Below are 17,537 nucleotides of genomic sequence, written 5' to 3'. Positions count from 1 at the left end.
CCCCCGGCGGCCCAGCCTACGGGTCGAGCGGCAGCGAGAGCCCCACCTTCACGCGATCCATCGCCACGCTCGTCGTGAAGTGGCGGACGTTCGGGTTGTCGAAGAACATCCGCCGGGTGAACGCCTCGAAGCCCGCCATGTCCGGGCACGTCACGATCAGCACGAAGTCCGCGTTGCCGGTGACGTAGTAACACTGCTGCACGCAGTCGTCGGCGAGGATCTGGCGGCGGAACGCGTCCAGGACCGCCAGGTTCTCGCGCTCCATCTCGACCGTGACCACGAACGTCATGCTCAGCCCGAGCGCCGCCGGCGAGAGCACCGCGACCTCGCGCTCGATCACGCCCGTCTCGCGCAGCCGTTTGATCCGCCGTTGCACGGCCGCGGCCGAGAGCCCGACCTTCGCGCCGATCGTCTCGGCGATCGTGCGCGCGTCGGCCTGCAGGCAGGCGAGGATGGCGATGTCGAGCTGGTCGAGGTCGGGTGTCGGCACTCCAGCAGGCTATCCGGCACCCCCGACAATCCGCCCGCCTTCACTCCTCCGTGACGTCGCTCACTACTCCCTCCGGGGCGAAGATGAAACAACTTCTTACGTGACTTCCAACACAACTGGCCGGTCTACCAGGGGGTAGCCCATAGAAGTGGAAGACCAGCCGGTCCCCAGCCAACCCGCCGGCGTGGGGAGGCTCTCCCGTGCCCGCACCTGCCGCCGTGCTGACCGGCCTCGGCTCGTGGTTGCCGACGAAAGTCCTGGACAACCACGAAATCGCCGCCCGGCTCGACACCACGGACGAGTGGATCCGGACCCGCACCGGGATCCGGGAGCGCCGCGTCGCCGGGCCCGGTGAGTCCACAGTGGATCTTGCGGTCGAGGCCGGCCGCGAGGCGCTCGGGGGCACCTCCGCCGACGCCGTCGTGCTCGCCACCGCCACGCCCGACCAGCCCTGCCCGGCCAGCGCGCCACAGGTCGCCGCCCGGCTCGGGCTCGGCACCGCCGCGGCCTTCGACGTCAACGCCGTCTGCAGCGGCTTCGTCTACGCACTGGCCACGGCCGCCGGGTTCATCGCCGGCGGGCTGGCCGAGCGCGTGCTCGTCGTCGGCGCGGACACCTTCACCTCGCTCGTCGACCCCACCGACCGCACCACCGTCCCGATCTTCGGCGACGGCGCCGGCGCGGTGCTCCTGCGGGCCGGCGACGCCGACGAGCCCGGCGCGTTCGGGCCGTTCGACCTGCACAGCGAGGGCGAGCACGCCGAGCTGCTGTGGGTCGAGGCCGGCGGCGCCCGGAAACGGCTTTCGGACACCCCGGCCGACCGCTTCCTCGCCATGCAGGGCACCGCCGTCTTCCGGCACGCTTGCGCGCGGATGGCGGAGTCCTCGCGCACCGTCCTGGAGCGCGTGGGCTGGATGGTCGGCGACGTCGACCGCTTCGTCGGGCACCAGGCGAACATCCGGATCCTCCAGGCGACGGCGAAGCAGCTCGGGATGCCGGCCGACGCCGTGGTCGCCAACATCGACCGGGTCGGCAACACCAGCGCCGCGTCCATCCCGCTCGCCTTGGCCGACGCCCGTGCCGACGGCACCCTCGCGCCCGGCCACCGCGTCCTGCTCAGCGCGTTCGGCGCGGGCCTGACCTGGGGTTCGACGGTGCTGCGCTGGCCGGACCTCGGTCAGCCGGCCTGAGCGGCGGTCCAGGTCGGCGTCGCCTCCTGGCGGCCGCGCAGCGCCAGCTCGCCGTGCTTCTCCCAGTTCGCGCGCTCACTCGGGAGGGCCGCCGAGACGACGGCGTCACTGGCGAGCACCCGTGACGGGACGGCCTTGGCCAGCTCGGTGAGCCGCGCGGCCTCGTTGACCGCGTCGCCGATCACGGTGTACTCGAGCCGGCTGCTGGTGCCGAGCTGCCCGGCGAACACCGGGCCGCTGGAGACGCCGATGCCGAGGTCGAGCTCGCCGGCCTCGCGCACCGCGTCCCGGATCACCCGCGCCGCGGCCAGCGCGGCCGTCTGCGCGTCCGCGAGCCGCGTCGGCGCGCCGAAGATGCACAGCGCGGCGTCGCCCTGGAACTTGTTGACCAGGCCGCCGCGCGCGTTGACCGCGGCGACGACCGCGGCGAACAGCCGGTTCAGCTTCCCGACCAGCTCCTCCGGCGGGGTGCGGTAGGCCAGCGCGGTCGAGTCGACGACGTCGACGAACAACGCCGTGACCTCGCGGACGTCCCCCGAGAGCGACGCGCCGTACTCGAGGGCGTGCCGGGCGACGTCCGCGCCGACGTGCCTGCCGAACAGGTCCCGCATCCGCGCCTGCTCGCGCAGGCCGGCCGCGAGCTGGTTCACCGACGTCTGGAGCAGGCCGATCTCGCTGGAGTCGTCGACGTCGACGGTGACGCCGGTGTTGCCGTGCGCGATCTCGTCCAGCGCCACCCGCAGCCGGTGCAGCGGCGCGGCGACCGCCCTGGCCAGCAGGGCGGTGCCGATCGCGCCGACCGCCAGGCCGATCACCGACAGCATGATCAGGCTCGCGGTGTGGTCGCCCGAGCCGAGCTCCGGCGGCGTCGCGACGAGCAGCACGCCGACGAACGGGACGCCGCTGGCCAGCGCCCAGGTGACGATCAGCCGGGTCAGCACGGTGACCGGCAGCGACCCGCGCGGCGGCAGGACCGCCAGCGCGATGGTCATCACCGGCCGCGCCACCCACTCGGCCGCGAGGTAGGTGAGCCCGACCGTGGTGAGCCCGCCGAGGCCGATCACGGTCGCCATCCCGACGGCGTCGCCGGCCGAGCCGAGCACCCCGGCGAGCACGGCCAGGACGACGGTCCCGATGAGCCAGAGCGTGCCGCTGACCAGCGCCATGTCGACGGGCAGCCGCAGCGCGCGGCGCGCCTCGCTCTCCGACGGCGGGCGGCCGAGCACGAACCAGATCGCGGTCCGCCGCTGCAGCCACGCCGTCCACAGCGTCCCGGCGAGCAGCGACCCGGCGACGATCCCGGCGGCGGTCAGCCCGAGCAGCCACCCGCGGTCCCCGACGTCACCGGGCAGGCCCTGCAGCAGCAGGAGCAGCGCGACGACCCCGGAGCCGGCGACGCTGGAGCCGATGCCCAGCCCGGCGAAGCCCAGGCTGGTGCGCAACACCACCCGGAAGTTGCCCACGGCGATCTTGCGCACGACGTTGATCGTACGGCCGAAAATGCGTGGCCACCGCCGGTGGCCGGTGTCTAACGTGCGGATCATGGATCCCCTCGGCCAGGACGAAATCCGGGCGTCGTTCGTCAACTGCACCCGCGGCGAGGCCAAGGGCGTGACACTGCCCGCCCCGCCGTCGGAAATCCCGTGGGACCGGCGCGAGTTCCTCGGCTGGCGCGACCCGAAGGCACCCGGGCGGGCGTACCTCGTGCTGCCCTACGGCGGCGAGGTGATCGGCCTCGCCCTGCGCGCGGCGGCGCCCCCGAAGTCCCGCCTGCGCAGCAACATCTGCGGCTTCTGCACGACGACCCACGGGCTCGCCGACATCACGCTGTTCTCGGGGCGCCGCGCCGGCAAGGCCGGCCGCGAGGGCAACACGCTGGGCACCTACGCGTGCGGCAACCTGGCCTGCAGCCAGTACGTCCGCGGCGAGCTGAAGTCCGACGTGCCCCAGCCGTACGAGTCGCTGACGGTGGCGGAACGCGCCGCGCGGCTGGAGGAGAAGCTGCACAAGTTCGTGGCGCGGGTGCTGGAGACGCGTTAGAAGCACTCCGGGGTGGCCCGGTGGCCGGCGTCCGATGAGGACTCGCGGGTAAGGCCGCAGCGATCGAGGTCACAGATCAGCTCGCCGGACGGGAACTCGGCGGCCGGCCGGCCGAACAGTTCGGTGCCGGCCTCAGGTTTCAGGACCATCGCGGGGCCTTGGCGACGATCAGGGCCGGCCGGACGGCACTTGTCCGAGCCGCCTTGTCGCCGAGGATCGGGTGGGCGCTGCGGTAGTCGAGCGCGCGGCCGTAGAGCGTGGCCAGTTTGGTGGCCTTTTCCTCGGTGAAGCGGACCTTCTCCATCAGGGCTCCTCCGCGGCGAAGTCGTGCGCGTAGGTCTTCGCGTCGACCAGGTGCTTCAGGGTCAGCTCCCGCGCCGCCGCCGGGTCGGAGCGGCGGATGGCGTCGAGGATCGCCCGGTGGTCGGCGACCGCCTTGCGGATCTGGCCCGGCAGCCGCAGCGCCGCCCGGCGCTCCTCGCCGACCAGGGCGAGCACCGAGCGCAGCAGCCCGGCGACGTCGTCGTTGCCCGCGTTCTGCGCGATCACCCGGTGGAACTCGGCGTCGGCGGCGATGACGTGCAGCATGTCGCCGTCCTCGGCCGCCTGGGCCATCTCGGCGACGTTGTCCTCGAGGCGGCTGACGGTCCTCGCGGTGGCGTGCCGGGCCAGGCGTTCGGCGAGGGTCGGCTCGACGGTCGCGCGCAGGTCGAACAGCTTCTCGACGAGCTGGTCGTGCTCGGTGAACCAGGTCCGCAACGGCTGTTCCTGCTGCTCCCGGACGTAGGTGCCGGAGCCGGCGCGGATCTGCACGTACCCGATGGAGGCGAGCACGCGCAGCGCCTGCCGCAGCGACCCGCGGCTGATGCCGAGCTCCTCGCACAGGACGCGTTCGGCGGGCAGCCGCGAGCCCGGCGGCAGGTCGCCGGCGTCGATCCGCGCCCGCAGCCGGTCGACGGTCGCGCTCCAGACCTGCTCGGTGTCCACGGGCTCATCCTGTCAGTTCGCGGAATTGTCGGTGGTGGCTGTCATGATCGGCGGCATGGAGATCTTGGGGGAGTGGGTGCGGGGCTGGGCGGTGTCGCGGGCGACGCCACCGCCGGTGCCCGAGCCCGACGGCTACCGCGTCGACGTCGGCCTGCCCGGCCACCGCGTGCGCTACCTGCTGCGCTCGCCGTCGGCGGTTCCCGCGCGGGCGGCCTCGGTGGCCGCGCCGGGCACGTGGCTGAAGACGTGCGGCTCGCGGTCCGACGTGGTGGCGGCCCTGACCCCGGCGTGGACGGCGGGGGAGACGGAGTACCTGATGGCGTTCGAGGGGCCTCAGCCGCCGGTCGCGGTGCCGCCGGGGTACGAGGTGACGGTGTCCGGCGACGGCCCGGCCTGGGACGTGCTGGTCTCGGCGGCCGAGGCACCCGCGGCGCGCGGCCGGGTCGCGGTGGCCGGGGGTGTGGCGGTGTTCGACAAGATCGAGACATCGCCGGAGCACCGGCGCCGCGGCCTCGGCCGCGTGGTGATGCACCGGCTGAGCGAGGCGGCGGAGGCGGATTCGAGCGCGCTCCTGGCCTCGGCGGCCGGGCGCGGGTTGTACGGCGCGCTCGGCTGGCGGGTGGTCTCCGACGTCGTCCCGGCCCACGTCCCGGAAGGAGCGGCATGACGGCGCGGTTCAAGGATCTCGCCCTGGACGCGAACGACCACCAGGCCCAGGCGGACTGGTGGTGCCGAGCACTCGGCTACGTCCGCCGGGACGCGGTGACGGGCGACACCCGCCCGGCCGACTGGCCGATCCCGATCGTCGACCCGGCGGGCCAGGGCCCGCTGATCTGGCTCAACCCGGTACCGGAGCGGAAGACGGTCAAGAACCGCATGCACGTGGACGTCTTCGGCGACCCGGCCGAGCTGGTGGCGATGGGCGCCACCCTGCTCCGCGAACCCGGCGGCGACACCGACTGGGCCGTGCTGGCGGATCCGGAGGGCAACGAGTTCTGCGTCTTCACCCCGCGCTGACTCGGGAGTTGAGTCTCCACCATGGGGAGGCCGCAGGCTGTGGGGATGGACGACGAGAACCTCCTCACGATCGGGGCTCTGGCCGCACGGACCGGTCTGTCGGTCAAGACCATCCGGTTCTACTCCGACAAGGGGATCGTTCCGCCGACCTGCCACAGCCCGGCCGGCTACCGCCTGTACGACGTGGCTGCCCTGGCTCGGCTGGAGCTGGTCCGCACGCTTCGTGCGCTGGACATCGATCTGGCCACGGTCCGGCGCGTGCTGGCCGGGGAAACCTCGCTGGCCGAGGTCGCCGCCGCGCACGCGGCGGCGCTCGACGTGCAGGTCCGGGCGCTGCGCCTGCGGCGTGCGGTGCTGGCCGCGGTCGCGAACCGGAAATCGACCCCGAAGGAGATGGACCTGATGCACAGACTGGTGAGCCTGTCCGACGCCGAACGGCGCCGCTTCATCCACGACTTCATCGACGACACCTTCGGCGGTGTCGACGCCAACCCGGCCATGGTGGAACTGCTGCGTTCGAGCATGCCGGAGCTGCGCGAAGACGCCACCGCCGAACAGGTCGAGGCGTGGATGGAGCTCGTGGAGCTGGTCCAGGACACCGGCTTCCGGGCCGCGGTGCGGCGGATGGCCGAATACCAGGCGGCCCAACGCGCCGACGGAGACACGACCGGCCTGCACCACGACCTGACCGAGGCCGTGCGCGAAGCCGTCGGCCGAGCACTGGCCGCGGGGATCGCGCCGGACTCGGAGCGGGCCGGCGTCGTCGTCGCCACGCTCACGGCCCGCTACGCCGAGACGTTCGGCAAGGCCGACGACCACCGGCTGAAGTCGTGGATCCTCGAACGGCTCGAGGTCGCCGACGATCGTCGCGTCACGCGGTACTGGCAGCTGGTGGCCACCATCAACGGCTGGCCCCCGCTACCGGACCCGGAGCCGGTGTTCACCTGGTTCGGCCGGGCACTGCGCGCTCGGCTGAATGTCTGACCTGACACATCCGCGTCGCGGGACCGGTCCACGATGCTTAGGCTCCGCACGTGAATGCTTCATGAGCTGGTGGCACGCGCTGATCGTCGTGGTCGCCGGGATCTGGGCCGGGACCATCAACGCCGTCGTGGGGTCGGGGACGCTCGTCACCTTCCCCGTGCTGGTCGCGCTCGGCTATCCGCCCGTGACGGCGACGACGTCCAACGCCATCGGGCTCGCGCCCGGCACGCTCAGCGGTGCCTGGGGGTACCGGCACGAGCTCAGGGGGTACTGGCCGCAGGTCGTGAAGTTCGGCGTTGCGTCCTTCCTGGGGGCCATCGGCGGCACCATCCTGCTGCTCTCGCTGCCGAAGGACGCCTTCGAAGCCGTGGTCCCGGTGCTGGTCGGGCTGGCCGTGGTGCTGGTGATCGTGCAGCCCAAGGTGTCGAAGTGGGTCGCCAAGCGCCGCGAAGAGAACGGTGCCGAGCACAAGTCCGGGCCGCTGCTGATGTTCTTCATCTTCCTCATCGGCATCTACGGCGGGTACTTCACCGCCGCGCAGGGCGTGATGCTGATGGCCGTGATGGGGATGCTGCTGTCGGAGCCGCTGCAGAAGCTCAACGGCGTCAAGAACGTCCTCGCCGCCGTCGTCAACGTCGTTGCCGGGCTGATCTACGCCTTCGTCGCGCCGGTCAGCTGGGCCGTCGTGCTGTGGCTGGCCGTCGGGTCGACCGCCGGCGGCTTCCTCGGCGCGAAGATCGGGCGGAAGCTGCCGCCGGCGGTGCTGCGCGGAGTGATCGTGGTGATCGGGGTTGCGGCGGTGGTTCAGCTGGTGGTCAAGCAGTTCAGCTGAGGTCGCGCAGGAAGGTGGCCCACGCCTCGGCCGGGAGCACCAGTTCCCCCGAAGTCGGCGCCTTCGAGTCCCGGACGCCGACCAGCTCGGTGCTCAGGGCGACCTCGACGCAGTTCCCGTTGTTGCCGTTGCTGTAGCTGCTCTTGCGCCAGAAACGGCCAGTGGAGGTCATTGCGCACCGTCCTTCGCTCGGTCGAACTCACTTGCCAGGATGGCAAGCCACTCCCGGGATTGTCCTCCATCCAGAGCGAGCCTGGCGACTCGATTGAGCAGGTGGCGATATACCTCCAAGTCGGCTGGTTCCTCCAAGAACAAGGTGGTCGTCTGGTTGTCGACGTGCGCCACGGGGGGAGTGTCGTTGTGCCGCATGATGCGGAATCCCCCACCGAGGACACCTTCCGGGCAGGCGGCCTCCGGGACCACACGAATCACGCAGTGTTCGAACGAGGACGTGAGCAGGAGGTGGAGAATCTGCTCGTGCATGACCTGGGCATCGGCGACCTTCGCCCGGAGTGCGGCCTCTTGGAGGTAGAACGTGAATCGCGGAGGATCTCGCCGTCTCAGCAACTTCTGCCTGCTCAGCCGGGCTCTGACCCGAAGGTCGATGCCGGTCTCGTCGTGTAGGCCGAACCACCGGAAAACCGCGCGGGCGTAGTCCTCGATCTGCAGAATGCCCGGAATGATCTGCGGTTCGAACTCGATGATCTCGGTCGCTTGGGTTTCGGTGACGATCAGCGACCGCAGCTCGTCCGGCAGCTGCTCTCGATGCTGTCGGATGCGGTAGCCATCTGCCTGTTCGCGGACAAGGTCGAGTACCCGCACCACGTCCTCACGCGATGCCCGGCAGCTCGCGAGGTACATCGTCACGTCCAGCTCGGAATAGCCGCGCACCCCGCTTTCCATTCGCGAGATCTTGCTGGGCGAACAGCCGATCAACGCCGCGAGATCCGAAGCCAGCAGCTCGGCCTCGACACGGAACCGCTTCAGCTCGTCACCGATCTCCCGGCTGATCGCCGACGAATCGCGGTCTCGCTCGCTCATGCCGGGAAAGCTAAGCCGTCCCCCACCGGGAACGGCTCAGCGCCACGGCAACGTCAACCCATCGGACGCCGCCTTGCCACCGCGGCAAGCTACCGGCGGAACTCCCGGGCCGCGGCCAGGAACAGGTCGTTCTCCTCGCGGGTGCCGATGGTCACGCGGACGCCGTCGCCGGCGAACGGGCGCACCACCAGCTTGCGGTCCAGCGCGTGCTCGGCGAACGGCACCGCCTCGTCACCCAGGGGCAGCCAGACGAAGTTCGCCTGCGTCTCCGGCACCCGGTAACCCGCCTCGAGCAGCGCGTCCCGCACCCGTCCGCGCTCGGCGACGATCTCCTTGCAGCGCTCCAGCAGCTCGCCGGCCGCGTCGAGGGACGCCAGCGCGGCCACCTGGGCCAGCATGTTCACCGAAAACGCCACGTACACCTGGCGAAGCGCGTCCGCGATCGGCTCGGGCGCCACTGCGTAACCGACGCGAAGGCCCGCGAGGCCGTACGCCTTCGAGAACGTGCGAAGCACCATCACGTTCGACCGGGTACGGGTGTACTCGACGCCGTCGGGCACCTCGGGGTCGGTGACGAACTCCTTGTACGCCTCGTCCAGCACGACCAGCACGTGCTCCGGCACCGAAGCCAGGAACCGCTCCAGCTCGGCGCGGCGCACGGCCGTGCCGGTGGGGTTGTTCGGGTTGCAGACGAAGACCACGCGCGTCCGGTCGGTGATCGCCGCGAGCATCGCGTCGAGGTCGAGCTCCTGGCCCTCGGTGATCGGAACCTTCACCGAGACGGCGTTCGCGACCTGCGTGACGATCGGGTACGCCTCGAAGGAACGCCAGCCGAAGATGACCTCGTCGCCGGGCGCGCACACCGCCTGGATCGTCTGCTGGCACAGCGACACCGAGCCGCAGCCGATCGCGACGCGCTCCACCGGCACGTCCAGCTCGCGGGCCAGCCGCTCGCGCAGCGCCTGCGAGCCGGTGTCCGGGTAGCGGTTGATGCCGGCCGCGGCTTCGGCGATGGCCTGCGCGACGCTCGGCAGCGCGCCGCCGGGCACCTCGTTGCTCGCCAGCTTGACCGCACCTTCGATCGTCCGGCCAGGGATGTATTTCGGCAACGATTCGAGATCGGCACGCGGGGACACGGACGGCATCTTCGGCGCTCCTGGAAATCGACGGGACGACCCGGTCACCGTATCTTTTCCCGCGGCCGCCCCGCGACTCCCTTCCGGCGGACTGTGTCCGGGCCGGGCTTCCTCCCGTTCACCTGGAAGTGATTGAGTGAACCAATGACGTCGACCTCCACCGCGGACTACCAGCGCACCGACGGCCGCACCCTGCGCCTGACCTTCTCGGAACCCGAAGGCGCGCTACGCGGCGGCCTGGTGGTGCTGCACGAGGCCGACGGCGTCACCGACGGCGTGAAACTGCTGCTCGCGAGCCTGGCCACGGAGGGCTGGCTGACTGTCACCCCGCACCTGGAGAACGACCGCCTCACCCAGCAGGACCTGCTGGACGCGACCGACCTCACCCTGGCCTGGCTGGTCGAGCGGGGCGTCCAGGCCGACCTGCTCGGCGTGATGGGCTTCGACCTGGGCGGCACCGCGGCGCTGGTCGTCGCGTCGCACCGCCGGCTCGGCGCGGCCGTCAGCGTCGGCGGCCAGCAGGCCGCCGAACTGCCCGCGCTGGTCGAGATCGCCGGCAAGCTCACCAGCCCGTGGCTCGGCATGTACGGCGACGCCGGCGACGCGGCGGGCGGCGCCGACGTCGAGCGCCTGCGGGACGCCGCCGCGTCGGCGAAGGTCGCCACGAACGTCGTCCACTACCCGGGTGCGAACCACCGCTTCGACGCCGACCCGGGCGCGGCCGCGGAGGCGTGGCAGCGCACGCTGAACTGGTTCGACGCGCACCTGCGGTAAGTGTGGGCAGGAACCACCGTCTGCCCTTGTTCCATGTCGGTTCCGACCACGGTGACTTCCGGATCCGAGGGATTAGGCTCGGGGCGTGACGCACACCGCCGACGCCCCCGAAGTGCTCTGGCGCCCCGAGCCGGGCCACGTAGCCGACACCAAGATCGACGAGTTCCGCCGGTGGCTGCGCGCCGAGCGCGGCGTCGAGGTGGACGACTACCGCTCGCTGTGGGAGTTCTCGGTCGAGCGCGGCCCGGACTTCTGGGCGGCGGTCGCGGACTTCCTCGGCGTCCGCTGGCACGACCAGCCGGGTGAGGTGCTTTCGGGCGGGATGCCGGACGCCGTCTGGTTCGAGGGCGGCACGCTGAACTACGCCGAGCACGCGCTCACCCCCGGCGTCGCGGGCGCCGCGAAGGCCGACGACGAGACGGCGGTCATCTTCCACCGCGAAGACGGCTTCGCGAGCCACCTGACGTACGGCGAGCTTCGCGCGCAGGTCGCCGCGGCCCGGGCGGCCTTCCTCGAGCTGGGCGTCGGCAAGGGTGACCGGGTCGTCGCCCTGGCGCCGAACTGCCCGCAGACGCTGGTCGCCTTCCTCGCCGCGGCGAGCATCGGGGCGATCTGGTCGTCGTGCTCGCCGGACTTCGGCGTCCGCGCGGTCGCCGATCGGTTCGTCCAGATCGAGCCGAAGGTGCTCTTCGCGGTCAACGCCTACGCCTACAACGGCCGCCAGTTCGACATCCGGACGACGATCGCCGACCTGCAGGCGCAGCTGCCGTCGCTGGCCGCGACCGTGCTGGTCGAGTACGTCGGCGAAGGCCGGATGGACGACGCCCTCGACTGGGACGGGCTGCTCGCGAAGCACGCGGGCGCGCCCCTGCTGTTCGAGCCGGTCGAGTTCGCGCACCCACTGTGGGTGCTCTACTCCTCGGGCACCACCGGCCTGCCGAAGGGCATCGTGCACGGCCACGGCGGCATCACCCTGGAGCACCTCAAGGCCCTCGCGCTGCAGACCGACCTCGGCCCCGGCGACCGGTTCTTCTGGTTCAGCACCACCGGCTGGATGATGTGGAACTTCCTCATCTCCGGCCTGCTCGTCGGCACCACGATCGTGCTCTACGACGGCAGCCCCGGCTTCCCGGACCTGAACGCGCTCTGGCACCTGGCCGAGCAGCACCGCGTCACCTACTTCGGCACGTCGGCGCCGTTCATCCAGAGCTGCCTCAAGGCCGGCATCAAGCCCGCCGAGCGCTACGACCTGAGCGGGCTGCGCGCGCTGGGCTCCACCGGCGCCCCGCTGAGCGTCGAAGGCTTCCGGTGGATCGTCGACGAGGTCGGGCGGAACGTCCAGATCTGCTCGGTGTCCGGCGGCACCGACCTGTGCGCGGCGTTCGTCGCGTCGGCGCCCGACGTGCCGGTGTGGCTGGGCGAGCTGTCCTGCCCGGCGCTCGGTGCCGCGGTGAACGCCTTCGACGAGGCCGGCAAGGCCGTCGTCGAGGAGGTCGGCGAGCTGGTCATCACGAAGCCGATGCCGTCGATGCCGGTGTTCTTCTGGAACGACCCGGACGGCTCGCGCCTGCGTGAGGCGTACTTCGAGATGTACCCCGGGCGGTGGCGCCACGGCGACTGGATCCGCATCACGAACCGCGGCTCGGCGGTGATCTACGGCCGCAGCGACTCGACGCTCAACCGCGGCGGCGTCCGGATGGGCACGGCGGAGTTCTACCGGGTCGTCGAGGGCTACGACGAGATCGCGGATTCCCTGGTCGTGGACACCTCGGCGGCCGGGAACGAGGACGGCCGGCTGATCTGCTTCGTGGTCCTCGCCGGCGGTGTCGCGCTCGAAGACATCGAGCCGCGGCTGCGCAAGGAGCTCCGTAGCGCGCTGTCACCGCGCCATGTACCCGATCGGTTCGTCGTGGTTTCCGAGATACCTCGTACCTTGAACGGTAAGAAGTGTGAGGTACCGGTGAAGAAGATCCTCGCCGGTGTGGCTCCTGACCGGGCCGTCAGCCGGGACGCGCTGGCCAACCCGGCGGCGCTGGCGCCGTTCGTGGAGCTCGCCGGGGGGTAGATGGGGGAAGCATGATCATCCACGGCGGGTTGTACAGGTGGTGACGGGGACACGCGCGCAGATCACCTGGAAGGTGGCCGGGGCCACCACCGTGGGGGTGATCACCTGGGTGACCCGGCTGGCGGGCCTGATGACGCTGGGCTCGATCCTGATCCCGGCCGGGCGGCGCAGCCTGCGCGGGCACCTGGCCGAATGGCTGGAGCTGCCGCAGGAGGCCACGGTGGCCGCGGCGACCGTGGCGCTGGTCATGGGCGTGCTGCTGGTGCTGCTGGCCGCGGGCCTGCGTCGCCGCAAGCGCCGGGCGTGGCAGCTGGCGGTCGGCGCGACGGTGCTGCTCACGATGTCGCACCTCGGGCTGAAGCACGTCTTCGGCGCCGGCCTGGTTTCGGTGCTGCTGCTGGTGGGCCTGATCGCGAACCGGCGTTACTTCGTCGCGAAGCCGGACCCGGTGGTCGGGCGCTGGCGGGCGGTGCACGTGTTCGTCCAGCTGGCGCTGGCCGGGTTCGTTATCAACGTCATCCTGCTGTCCGTGGCGCCCCGCGCGGCCCTGGAACCGATGGGCTTCGGCGACCGGCTCGCGGAGTCCGCGCTGGCGCTGGTCGCGGCCAGCGGACCCGCGGTGTTCCACCAGATGTGGCTGGAGGACCTCACCGCCGCCGTCGGCCTGCTGTTCGGCCTCGCGGCCCTCCTGGTCTCGGCGTACTTCCTGCTGCGCTCGGCCGAGCCGGCGCCGCGGCTGACCGACGAGGAGGTCGCGCGCCTGCGCCGGCTGCTGGACGAGCACGGCGAGCGCGACTCCCTCGGCTACTTCGCGCTGCGGCGGGACAAGTTCGCGGTGTTCTCGAAGACGGGCAAGGCGGCGGTCACCTACCGCGTGATCGCCGGCGTGGCGCTGTGTTCGGCCGACCCCCTGGGCGACCACGAAGCGTGGCCGGGCGCGATCGAGGAGTACCTGGAGGTCTGCCGCACGGGCGGCTGGATCCCGGCGGCGATGGGCGTCTCCGAGCTGGGCGCGACAATCTGGGCCCGGTTCGGCCTGGAGGTACTGGAAATCGGCGACGAGGCGGTGGTCGACGCGGCCGGCTTCACCCTGGACGGCCGCACGATGCGCGGCGTCCGCCAGGCGGCGGCCCGCACCAAGCGGGCGGGCTACAAGGTGCTGGTGCGGCGGGCCGAGGACCTGCGTCCGGGCGAGCTGGCCGAGCTGGAGGTGCTGGCGGCCAACTGGCGCGGCACGGACACCGAACGCGGGTTCTCGATGGCTCTGGGCCGCATGGGCGACCCGGGATCGGTGCTGGTGACGGCCGAGCAGGGCGGCCGGGTCCGCGGGGTGCTCCAGTTCGTGCCGTGGGGCACGAGCGGCCTGTCCCTGGACGTGATGCGCCGCGACCGCACGGCCGACAACGGCGTCAACGAGCTGATGATCTCGGAGCTCCTCCTGGCGGCGGGCCGCCACGGCGTTTCCCAGGTGTCGCTGAACTTCGCGGCGTTCCGCGCGCTGATGGAGCAGGGCCAGCGCATCGGCGCGGGCCCGGTCGCCCGCATGTCGGCGAAGGTGCTCCATTTTTTCTCGCGCTGGATCCAGATCGAGACGCTGTACCGCTTCAACGCGAAGTTCCAGCCGCGCTGGGTGCCGAGGTACCTGGTGTACCCGGGCGTCCGCGAACTCCCGAGGGTGGGCATCGCAACGTTCGAGGCCGAGGGCCTGGGCGGCCGGTCCCCGCGCCTGCTCAGACTGCTGCAACGGGCTTAAGGGGGGTGCTATCCGAGGGGTATTCGGGGGTGTGTAACCTATCTGAGCAGTGGTCGTTGGGCCCAGGAGGCTTCGCCTAGTCTGGTCTATGGCGCCGCACTGCTAATGCGGTTGGGGGTAACCCCCCCTCCCGGGTTCAAATCCCGGAGCCTCCGCTGGTACCCGGTCCGCCGGGTGCTAGGTTACAACTGAACACGCGCCCGTAGCTCAGCTGGATAGAGCATCTGACTACGGATCAGAAGGTCAGGGGTTCGAATCCCTTCGGGCGCACGTCTGGTTGAGACAGCACTACAAGGAACCCCCTGGAAACAGGGGGTTCCTTGCTGTTTCGCCTCCGCCGGTCAGAAGTTCTTCTTGGACACCGTCCACGGATACTTCGACGCGAGCCCCGACGGGTCCAGGATGTAACTGCGAGCCGTGGCGTTGCCGTTAAGGACCATGTCCAGGAACTGGACGACCGTGGTCATGCCGTCGGACAGCTGGTTGCCGGTGATGAAGCCGACGTGCCCGGCTTGGGGGTGTACCGCCAGCACGGCGGGAACAGTAGCCAGGTCGTAGTTGGCCCGGGTGTTGTCGTAGGCGATGTCGGAGGGGCCGCCGGCCATGAACAACGTCGGTGCGTGGAGCCGGGCGAGCTCGGCTCGGGAGTAGCCGAAGGAGCCGTCGGCGAAGAAGCCGCTGTCCAGCGAGACGGCGGCCGAGACCCGGCTGTCCTGCGCGGCGACCAGGGCCTCGAGACCGCCGCAGGAGTGGCCCGCGGTGGCCACCTTCGTCAGGTCGAGCCGCTGCGACAGCGGTGCCCCGGACCGGTTCTGCTCCCGCTCCGCCCACGTGATCGCCCCGGTCAGCAGGGACGGGATGGGGGAGCCGCTCGGCACGCCGTTGGCCGAGCCGTTCGCCGATCCGGTGTCCACCACGACGAAGCCCTTCGACGCGATGAACGTCAACGCGCGGGCGACCTCGCTGTTGTCCGTGTGCGCGCAGGCGCCGTTGCCGAACGCCAGCACCGGCATCGGCGCCCCCACCGCCTGCGGGTTCGACGGCCGGAACACGGTGTACCGGTTGTCGCCGTACGCGGCCTCGCGGGTGACCGGGAAGTTGTTGTTCACCAGGGGGTCGCCGCCCGCCGGTGGGGGCGGCGCCGACCCGTTGCACGTGACGCCGTTGAGCGCGAACGTCGACGGGGCGGTCGAGCTGCTGCCGGACGTGGCGTTGAAGCCGAAGGAAACGGTTCCGCCCGTGGTGACGGCGCCGTTCCAGGACGCGTTGGTCACCGATACCCGGGCGCCCGACTGGGTGTGGGCACCGTTCCACAGCTGGGTGATCCGCTCGTCGGCGGAGAACGTCCACGTCACCTGCCAGCCACTCACCGGGTCGCCGAGGTTCGTCACCGTCACGGCGGCGCCGAACCCGCCTTGCCACTGGGAACCGATCGCGTAATCGACCCGGCAGCCGGCCGCCGCCGCGGCTGCCGCCGGGCCGGCCACGGCAGGCGCGGTCGTCACCGCCATGGCCACCACGACGGCCGTCGTTCTCCGGACACGGGACTTCGTTGCGCGCACGATGATCTCCTCTTCGACGAGTGACCGGCCGTCTTGGGAGCGCTCCCAGTCGTCGTTCGGACTGTGGACTCTTTGCGGTCCGTTCGTCAAGCAATGTGTCTGACGATCCGGCGCTTTCACTCGGTTGGTCCAGGGCGCGTCCGGTCCCGGATCGCGTAGGGCTCAACTGCACTGCGTAACCGATCCGAGCCGGCGAACCGGGCGCACGAGGACTGGTCTCGACCATTCATCACTCTTCGTGGTGACGCTTCCATAATTGGTCTGGACCACGTAACGTCTGGGCAAACGGCGCAAAACACCGCCCTGGTCCCCGCCGGTGGTGTTGGTGTCCGCCGTCCTGCACCTGGCTCAAGGGAGAGCGATGTCCAGAAAGAGATGGCACCTCCTCGGTCTTTTCACCGCGGTCGGCGCGATCGCGGTCGGGCTTGTCACCGTGCCGGCCAGCGCCGCCGGTGGTGTCGGCGCCGCCTTCAGCAAGGGGTCCGACTGGGGCTCCGGTTACGAGGGCAAGTACACGATCAGCAACGGCTCCGGCGCGACGCTGCCGAGCTGGACCGTCGAGTTCGACCTGCCCAGCGGCGCGAAGATCGCGTCCGTTTGGGACGGTAGCTACACCGCTTCCGGGCAGCACGTCACGGTCAAGAACAGCTGGAACGGCAACGTCGGCAACGGCGGCACCGCCAGCTTCGGCTTCAACGTCAGCTACTCCGGCACCTACTCCGCGCCGGCGAACTGCAAGCTGAACGGCGGTTCCTGCGACGCCGGCGGTGGCAACCCGACCACCACGCCGACCACCCCGACGCAGCCGACCACCAACCCCACCACGCCGACGACGCCGACGACGCCCACCACCCCGACGACGACCACGCCGCCCCCGCCGGGTGGGCTGAAGAACGTCGGGTACTTCGTGCAGTGGGGCGTCTACGGGCGCAACTACCACGTCAAGAACATCGAGACCTCGGGCTCGGCCAGCAAGCTGACGCACATCAACTACGCGTTCGGCAACGTCAAGAACGGCCAGTGCACCGCGAACGACGACCCGTACGCCGACTACCAGAAGACCTACGACGCCTCGACGAGCGTCGACGGTGTCGCCGACACCTGGGACCAGCCGGTCGCGGGCAACTTCAACCAGCTGCGCAAGCTGAAGAAGCTGCACCCGGGCCTCAAGGTGATCTGGTCGTTCGGCGGCTGGACCTACTCGGGCGGCTTCGGGCAGGCGGCGCAGAACGCGGCCGCGTTCGCGCAGTCCTGCTACAACCTGCTCAAGGACCCGCGCTGGGCGGACATCTGGGACGGCATCGACATCGACTGGGAGTACCCCAACGCGTGCGGCCTTTCCTGTGACACCAGCGGGGCCGCGGCCTACAAGAACCTGATGGCGGCCCTGCGGGCGAAGTTCGGCTCGTCGTTCCTGATCACCTCGGCCATCTCCGCGGACGGCAGCAACGGCGGCAAGCTCGATGTCGCCGACTACGGCGGCGCGGCGCAGTACCTCGACTGGTACAACGTGATGACCTACGACTACTTCGGCGCCTGGGCCGCGCAGGGCCCGACGGCTCCGCACTCGCCGCTCACCAGCTTCAACGGCATCCCCACGCCGGGCTTCTACTCCGACGCGGCGATCCAGAAGCTCAAGAGCAAGGGCGTCCCGGCGAGCAAGCTG

19 protein-coding genes and 2 tRNA genes are annotated in these 17,537 nt (G+C 70.8%); 12 read left to right on the top strand and 9 right to left on the bottom strand.

Features of this window, described 5'->3' with window-relative positions; translation table 11 throughout:
• Positions 1-16: 16 nt before the first annotated feature.
• Entirely contained in the window at positions 17-490 is a 474-nt protein-coding gene (locus tag C2L59_RS41185; RefSeq protein ID WP_103355002.1) for an Lrp/AsnC family transcriptional regulator, read from the bottom strand.
• A gap of 200 nt (positions 491-690) precedes the next feature.
• Between C2L59_RS41185 and C2L59_RS41180 the strand changes: the two genes are divergently transcribed.
• The gene (locus tag C2L59_RS41180) at positions 691-1,680 is read left to right on the top strand and encodes a beta-ketoacyl-ACP synthase III (protein ID WP_103355001.1); all 990 of its coding nucleotides are present in this window, start codon (positions 691-693) and stop codon (positions 1,678-1,680) included.
• On the opposite strand, the gene C2L59_RS41175 is transcribed toward C2L59_RS41180, so the two are convergent.
• Positions 1,668-3,158, bottom strand: coding sequence for an adenylate/guanylate cyclase domain-containing protein (locus C2L59_RS41175; protein WP_103355033.1), 1,491 nt, complete (start codon positions 3,156-3,158; stop codon positions 1,668-1,670). The two genes, C2L59_RS41180 and C2L59_RS41175, sit on opposite strands and share 13 nt — an antisense overlap.
• 64 nt (positions 3,159-3,222) lie before the next feature.
• Here C2L59_RS41175 and C2L59_RS41170 point away from each other — a divergent pair, with 64 nt between their 5' ends.
• The gene (locus tag C2L59_RS41170) at positions 3,223-3,720 is read left to right on the top strand and encodes an FBP domain-containing protein (protein WP_103355000.1); all 498 of its coding nucleotides are present in this window, start codon (positions 3,223-3,225) and stop codon (positions 3,718-3,720) included.
• Here the strand turns inward: C2L59_RS41170 and C2L59_RS41165 are convergent.
• The 3 genes from C2L59_RS41165 to C2L59_RS41160 are packed head-to-tail and all read right to left on the bottom strand — an operon-like array spanning position 3,717 to position 4,707.
• A complete protein-coding gene (locus tag C2L59_RS41165; protein WP_233223982.1) occupies positions 3,717-3,869 on the bottom strand; it encodes a hypothetical protein in 153 nt (50 codons plus the stop codon). The genes C2L59_RS41170 and C2L59_RS41165 overlap by 4 nt on opposite strands.
• Positions 3,860-4,024: a hypothetical protein gene (locus C2L59_RS48355; protein WP_233223981.1), complete on the bottom strand. Its 165-nt coding sequence runs from the start codon at positions 4,022-4,024 to the stop codon at positions 3,860-3,862. Before C2L59_RS48355 ends, C2L59_RS41165 begins: the two co-directional genes overlap by 10 nt.
• Entirely contained in the window at positions 4,024-4,707 is a 684-nt protein-coding gene (locus tag C2L59_RS41160) for a FadR/GntR family transcriptional regulator (protein WP_103354999.1), read from the bottom strand. Before C2L59_RS41160 ends, C2L59_RS48355 begins: the two co-directional genes overlap by 1 nt.
• A 55-nt stretch (positions 4,708-4,762) precedes the next feature.
• Here C2L59_RS41160 and C2L59_RS41155 point away from each other — a divergent pair, with 55 nt between their 5' ends.
• The 4 genes from C2L59_RS41155 (at position 4,763) to C2L59_RS41140 (ending at position 7,540) form a co-directional block, all read left to right on the top strand.
• A complete protein-coding gene (locus C2L59_RS41155; RefSeq protein ID WP_370444822.1) occupies positions 4,763-5,374 on the top strand; it encodes a GNAT family N-acetyltransferase in 612 nt (203 codons plus the stop codon).
• Positions 5,371-5,724 (top strand): VOC family protein, encoded by a 354-nt coding sequence (locus C2L59_RS41150; RefSeq protein WP_103354997.1) that lies wholly within the window; start codon positions 5,371-5,373, stop codon positions 5,722-5,724. Before C2L59_RS41155 ends, C2L59_RS41150 begins: the two co-directional genes overlap by 4 nt.
• Before the next feature lie 45 nt (positions 5,725-5,769).
• Entirely contained in the window at positions 5,770-6,708 is a 939-nt protein-coding gene (locus C2L59_RS41145) for a MerR family transcriptional regulator (protein ID WP_103354996.1), read from the top strand.
• Between the two features lie 61 nt (positions 6,709-6,769).
• Entirely contained in the window at positions 6,770-7,540 is a 771-nt protein-coding gene (locus tag C2L59_RS41140) for a sulfite exporter TauE/SafE family protein (RefSeq protein ID WP_103354995.1), read from the top strand.
• On the opposite strand, the gene C2L59_RS41135 is transcribed toward C2L59_RS41140, so the two are convergent.
• From C2L59_RS41135 to hisC, 3 genes are all read right to left on the bottom strand, one after another.
• Complete coding sequence (locus C2L59_RS41135) at positions 7,533-7,712, bottom strand: DUF397 domain-containing protein (protein ID WP_103354994.1); 180 nt, start codon at positions 7,710-7,712, stop codon at positions 7,533-7,535. The two genes, C2L59_RS41140 and C2L59_RS41135, sit on opposite strands and share 8 nt — an antisense overlap.
• On the bottom strand, positions 7,709-8,581 hold the full coding sequence (locus C2L59_RS41130; RefSeq protein ID WP_103354993.1) for a helix-turn-helix transcriptional regulator: 873 nt from the start codon (positions 8,579-8,581) through the stop codon (positions 7,709-7,711). Before C2L59_RS41130 ends, C2L59_RS41135 begins: the two co-directional genes overlap by 4 nt.
• An 89-nt stretch (positions 8,582-8,670) precedes the next feature.
• Positions 8,671-9,726, bottom strand: a complete 1,056-nt coding sequence (hisC, locus tag C2L59_RS41125) for a histidinol-phosphate transaminase (RefSeq protein ID WP_103354992.1) — start codon at positions 9,724-9,726, stop codon at positions 8,671-8,673.
• A gap of 135 nt (positions 9,727-9,861) precedes the next feature.
• Between hisC and C2L59_RS41120 the strand changes: the two genes are divergently transcribed.
• The 5 genes from C2L59_RS41120 to C2L59_RS41100 all read left to right on the top strand — a co-directional run bounded on the left by C2L59_RS41120 (position 9,862) and on the right by C2L59_RS41100 (position 14,579).
• Positions 9,862-10,491, top strand: coding sequence for a dienelactone hydrolase family protein (locus C2L59_RS41120; RefSeq protein WP_103354991.1), 630 nt, complete (start codon positions 9,862-9,864; stop codon positions 10,489-10,491).
• Between the two features lie 85 nt (positions 10,492-10,576).
• Entirely contained in the window at positions 10,577-12,556 is a 1,980-nt protein-coding gene (locus C2L59_RS41115) for an acetoacetate--CoA ligase (protein WP_103354990.1), read from the top strand.
• A 37-nt stretch (positions 12,557-12,593) separates the two neighbouring features.
• Positions 12,594-14,309: a phosphatidylglycerol lysyltransferase domain-containing protein gene (locus C2L59_RS41110; protein ID WP_103354989.1), complete on the top strand. Its 1,716-nt coding sequence runs from the start codon at positions 12,594-12,596 to the stop codon at positions 14,307-14,309.
• 65 nt (positions 14,310-14,374) lie between these two features.
• Positions 14,375-14,464 (top strand) — tRNA-Ser (locus C2L59_RS41105).
• Positions 14,465-14,505: 41 nt separating this feature from the next.
• Positions 14,506-14,579, top strand: a tRNA-Arg gene (locus C2L59_RS41100).
• A gap of 71 nt (positions 14,580-14,650) precedes the next feature.
• Here C2L59_RS41100 and C2L59_RS48350 read toward each other — a convergent pair.
• The gene (locus C2L59_RS48350; RefSeq protein ID WP_199199602.1) at positions 14,651-15,871 is read right to left on the bottom strand and encodes a cellulose binding domain-containing protein; all 1,221 of its coding nucleotides are present in this window, start codon (positions 15,869-15,871) and stop codon (positions 14,651-14,653) included.
• A 361-nt stretch (positions 15,872-16,232) separates the two neighbouring features.
• On the opposite strand from C2L59_RS48350, the gene C2L59_RS41090 reads away from it, so the two are divergent.
• On the top strand, positions 16,233-17,537 hold a 1,305-nt coding region (locus C2L59_RS41090), incomplete at its 3' end, for a glycosyl hydrolase family 18 protein (RefSeq protein WP_233223980.1).

The organism is Amycolatopsis sp. CA-128772 (assembly GCF_002904295.1).
GTDB lineage: Bacteria > Actinomycetota > Actinomycetes > Mycobacteriales > Pseudonocardiaceae > Amycolatopsis.
Note: the sequence above shows the minus strand (reverse complement) of the source record. Positions and strands in the feature narration are given on the sequence as shown.

What these genes read in the sequence shown, in the direction of transcription:
- C2L59_RS41170 (WP_103355000.1), top strand. Translation starts at nt 3,223, where the DNA reads ATGGATCCCCTCGGCCAGGACGAAATCCGGGCGTCGTTCGTCAACTGC.
- C2L59_RS41165 (WP_233223982.1), bottom strand. Translation starts at nt 3,869, where the DNA reads ATGGTCCTGAAACCTGAGGCCGGCACCGAACTGTTCGGCCGGCCGGCC.
- C2L59_RS48355 (WP_233223981.1), bottom strand. Translation starts at nt 4,024, where the DNA reads ATGGAGAAGGTCCGCTTCACCGAGGAAAAGGCCACCAAACTGGCCACG.
- C2L59_RS41155 (WP_370444822.1), top strand. Translation starts at nt 4,763, where the DNA reads ATGGAGATCTTGGGGGAGTGGGTGCGGGGCTGGGCGGTGTCGCGGGCG.
- C2L59_RS41150 (WP_103354997.1), top strand. Translation starts at nt 5,371, where the DNA reads ATGACGGCGCGGTTCAAGGATCTCGCCCTGGACGCGAACGACCACCAG.
- C2L59_RS41145 (WP_103354996.1), top strand. Translation starts at nt 5,770, where the DNA reads ATGGACGACGAGAACCTCCTCACGATCGGGGCTCTGGCCGCACGGACC.
- C2L59_RS41140 (WP_103354995.1), top strand. Translation starts at nt 6,770, where the DNA reads ATGAGCTGGTGGCACGCGCTGATCGTCGTGGTCGCCGGGATCTGGGCC.
- C2L59_RS41135 (WP_103354994.1), bottom strand. Translation starts at nt 7,712, where the DNA reads ATGACCTCCACTGGCCGTTTCTGGCGCAAGAGCAGCTACAGCAACGGC.
- C2L59_RS41130 (WP_103354993.1), bottom strand. Translation starts at nt 8,581, where the DNA reads ATGAGCGAGCGAGACCGCGATTCGTCGGCGATCAGCCGGGAGATCGGT.
- hisC (WP_103354992.1), bottom strand. Translation starts at nt 9,726, where the DNA reads ATGCCGTCCGTGTCCCCGCGTGCCGATCTCGAATCGTTGCCGAAATAC.
- C2L59_RS41120 (WP_103354991.1), top strand. Translation starts at nt 9,862, where the DNA reads ATGACGTCGACCTCCACCGCGGACTACCAGCGCACCGACGGCCGCACC.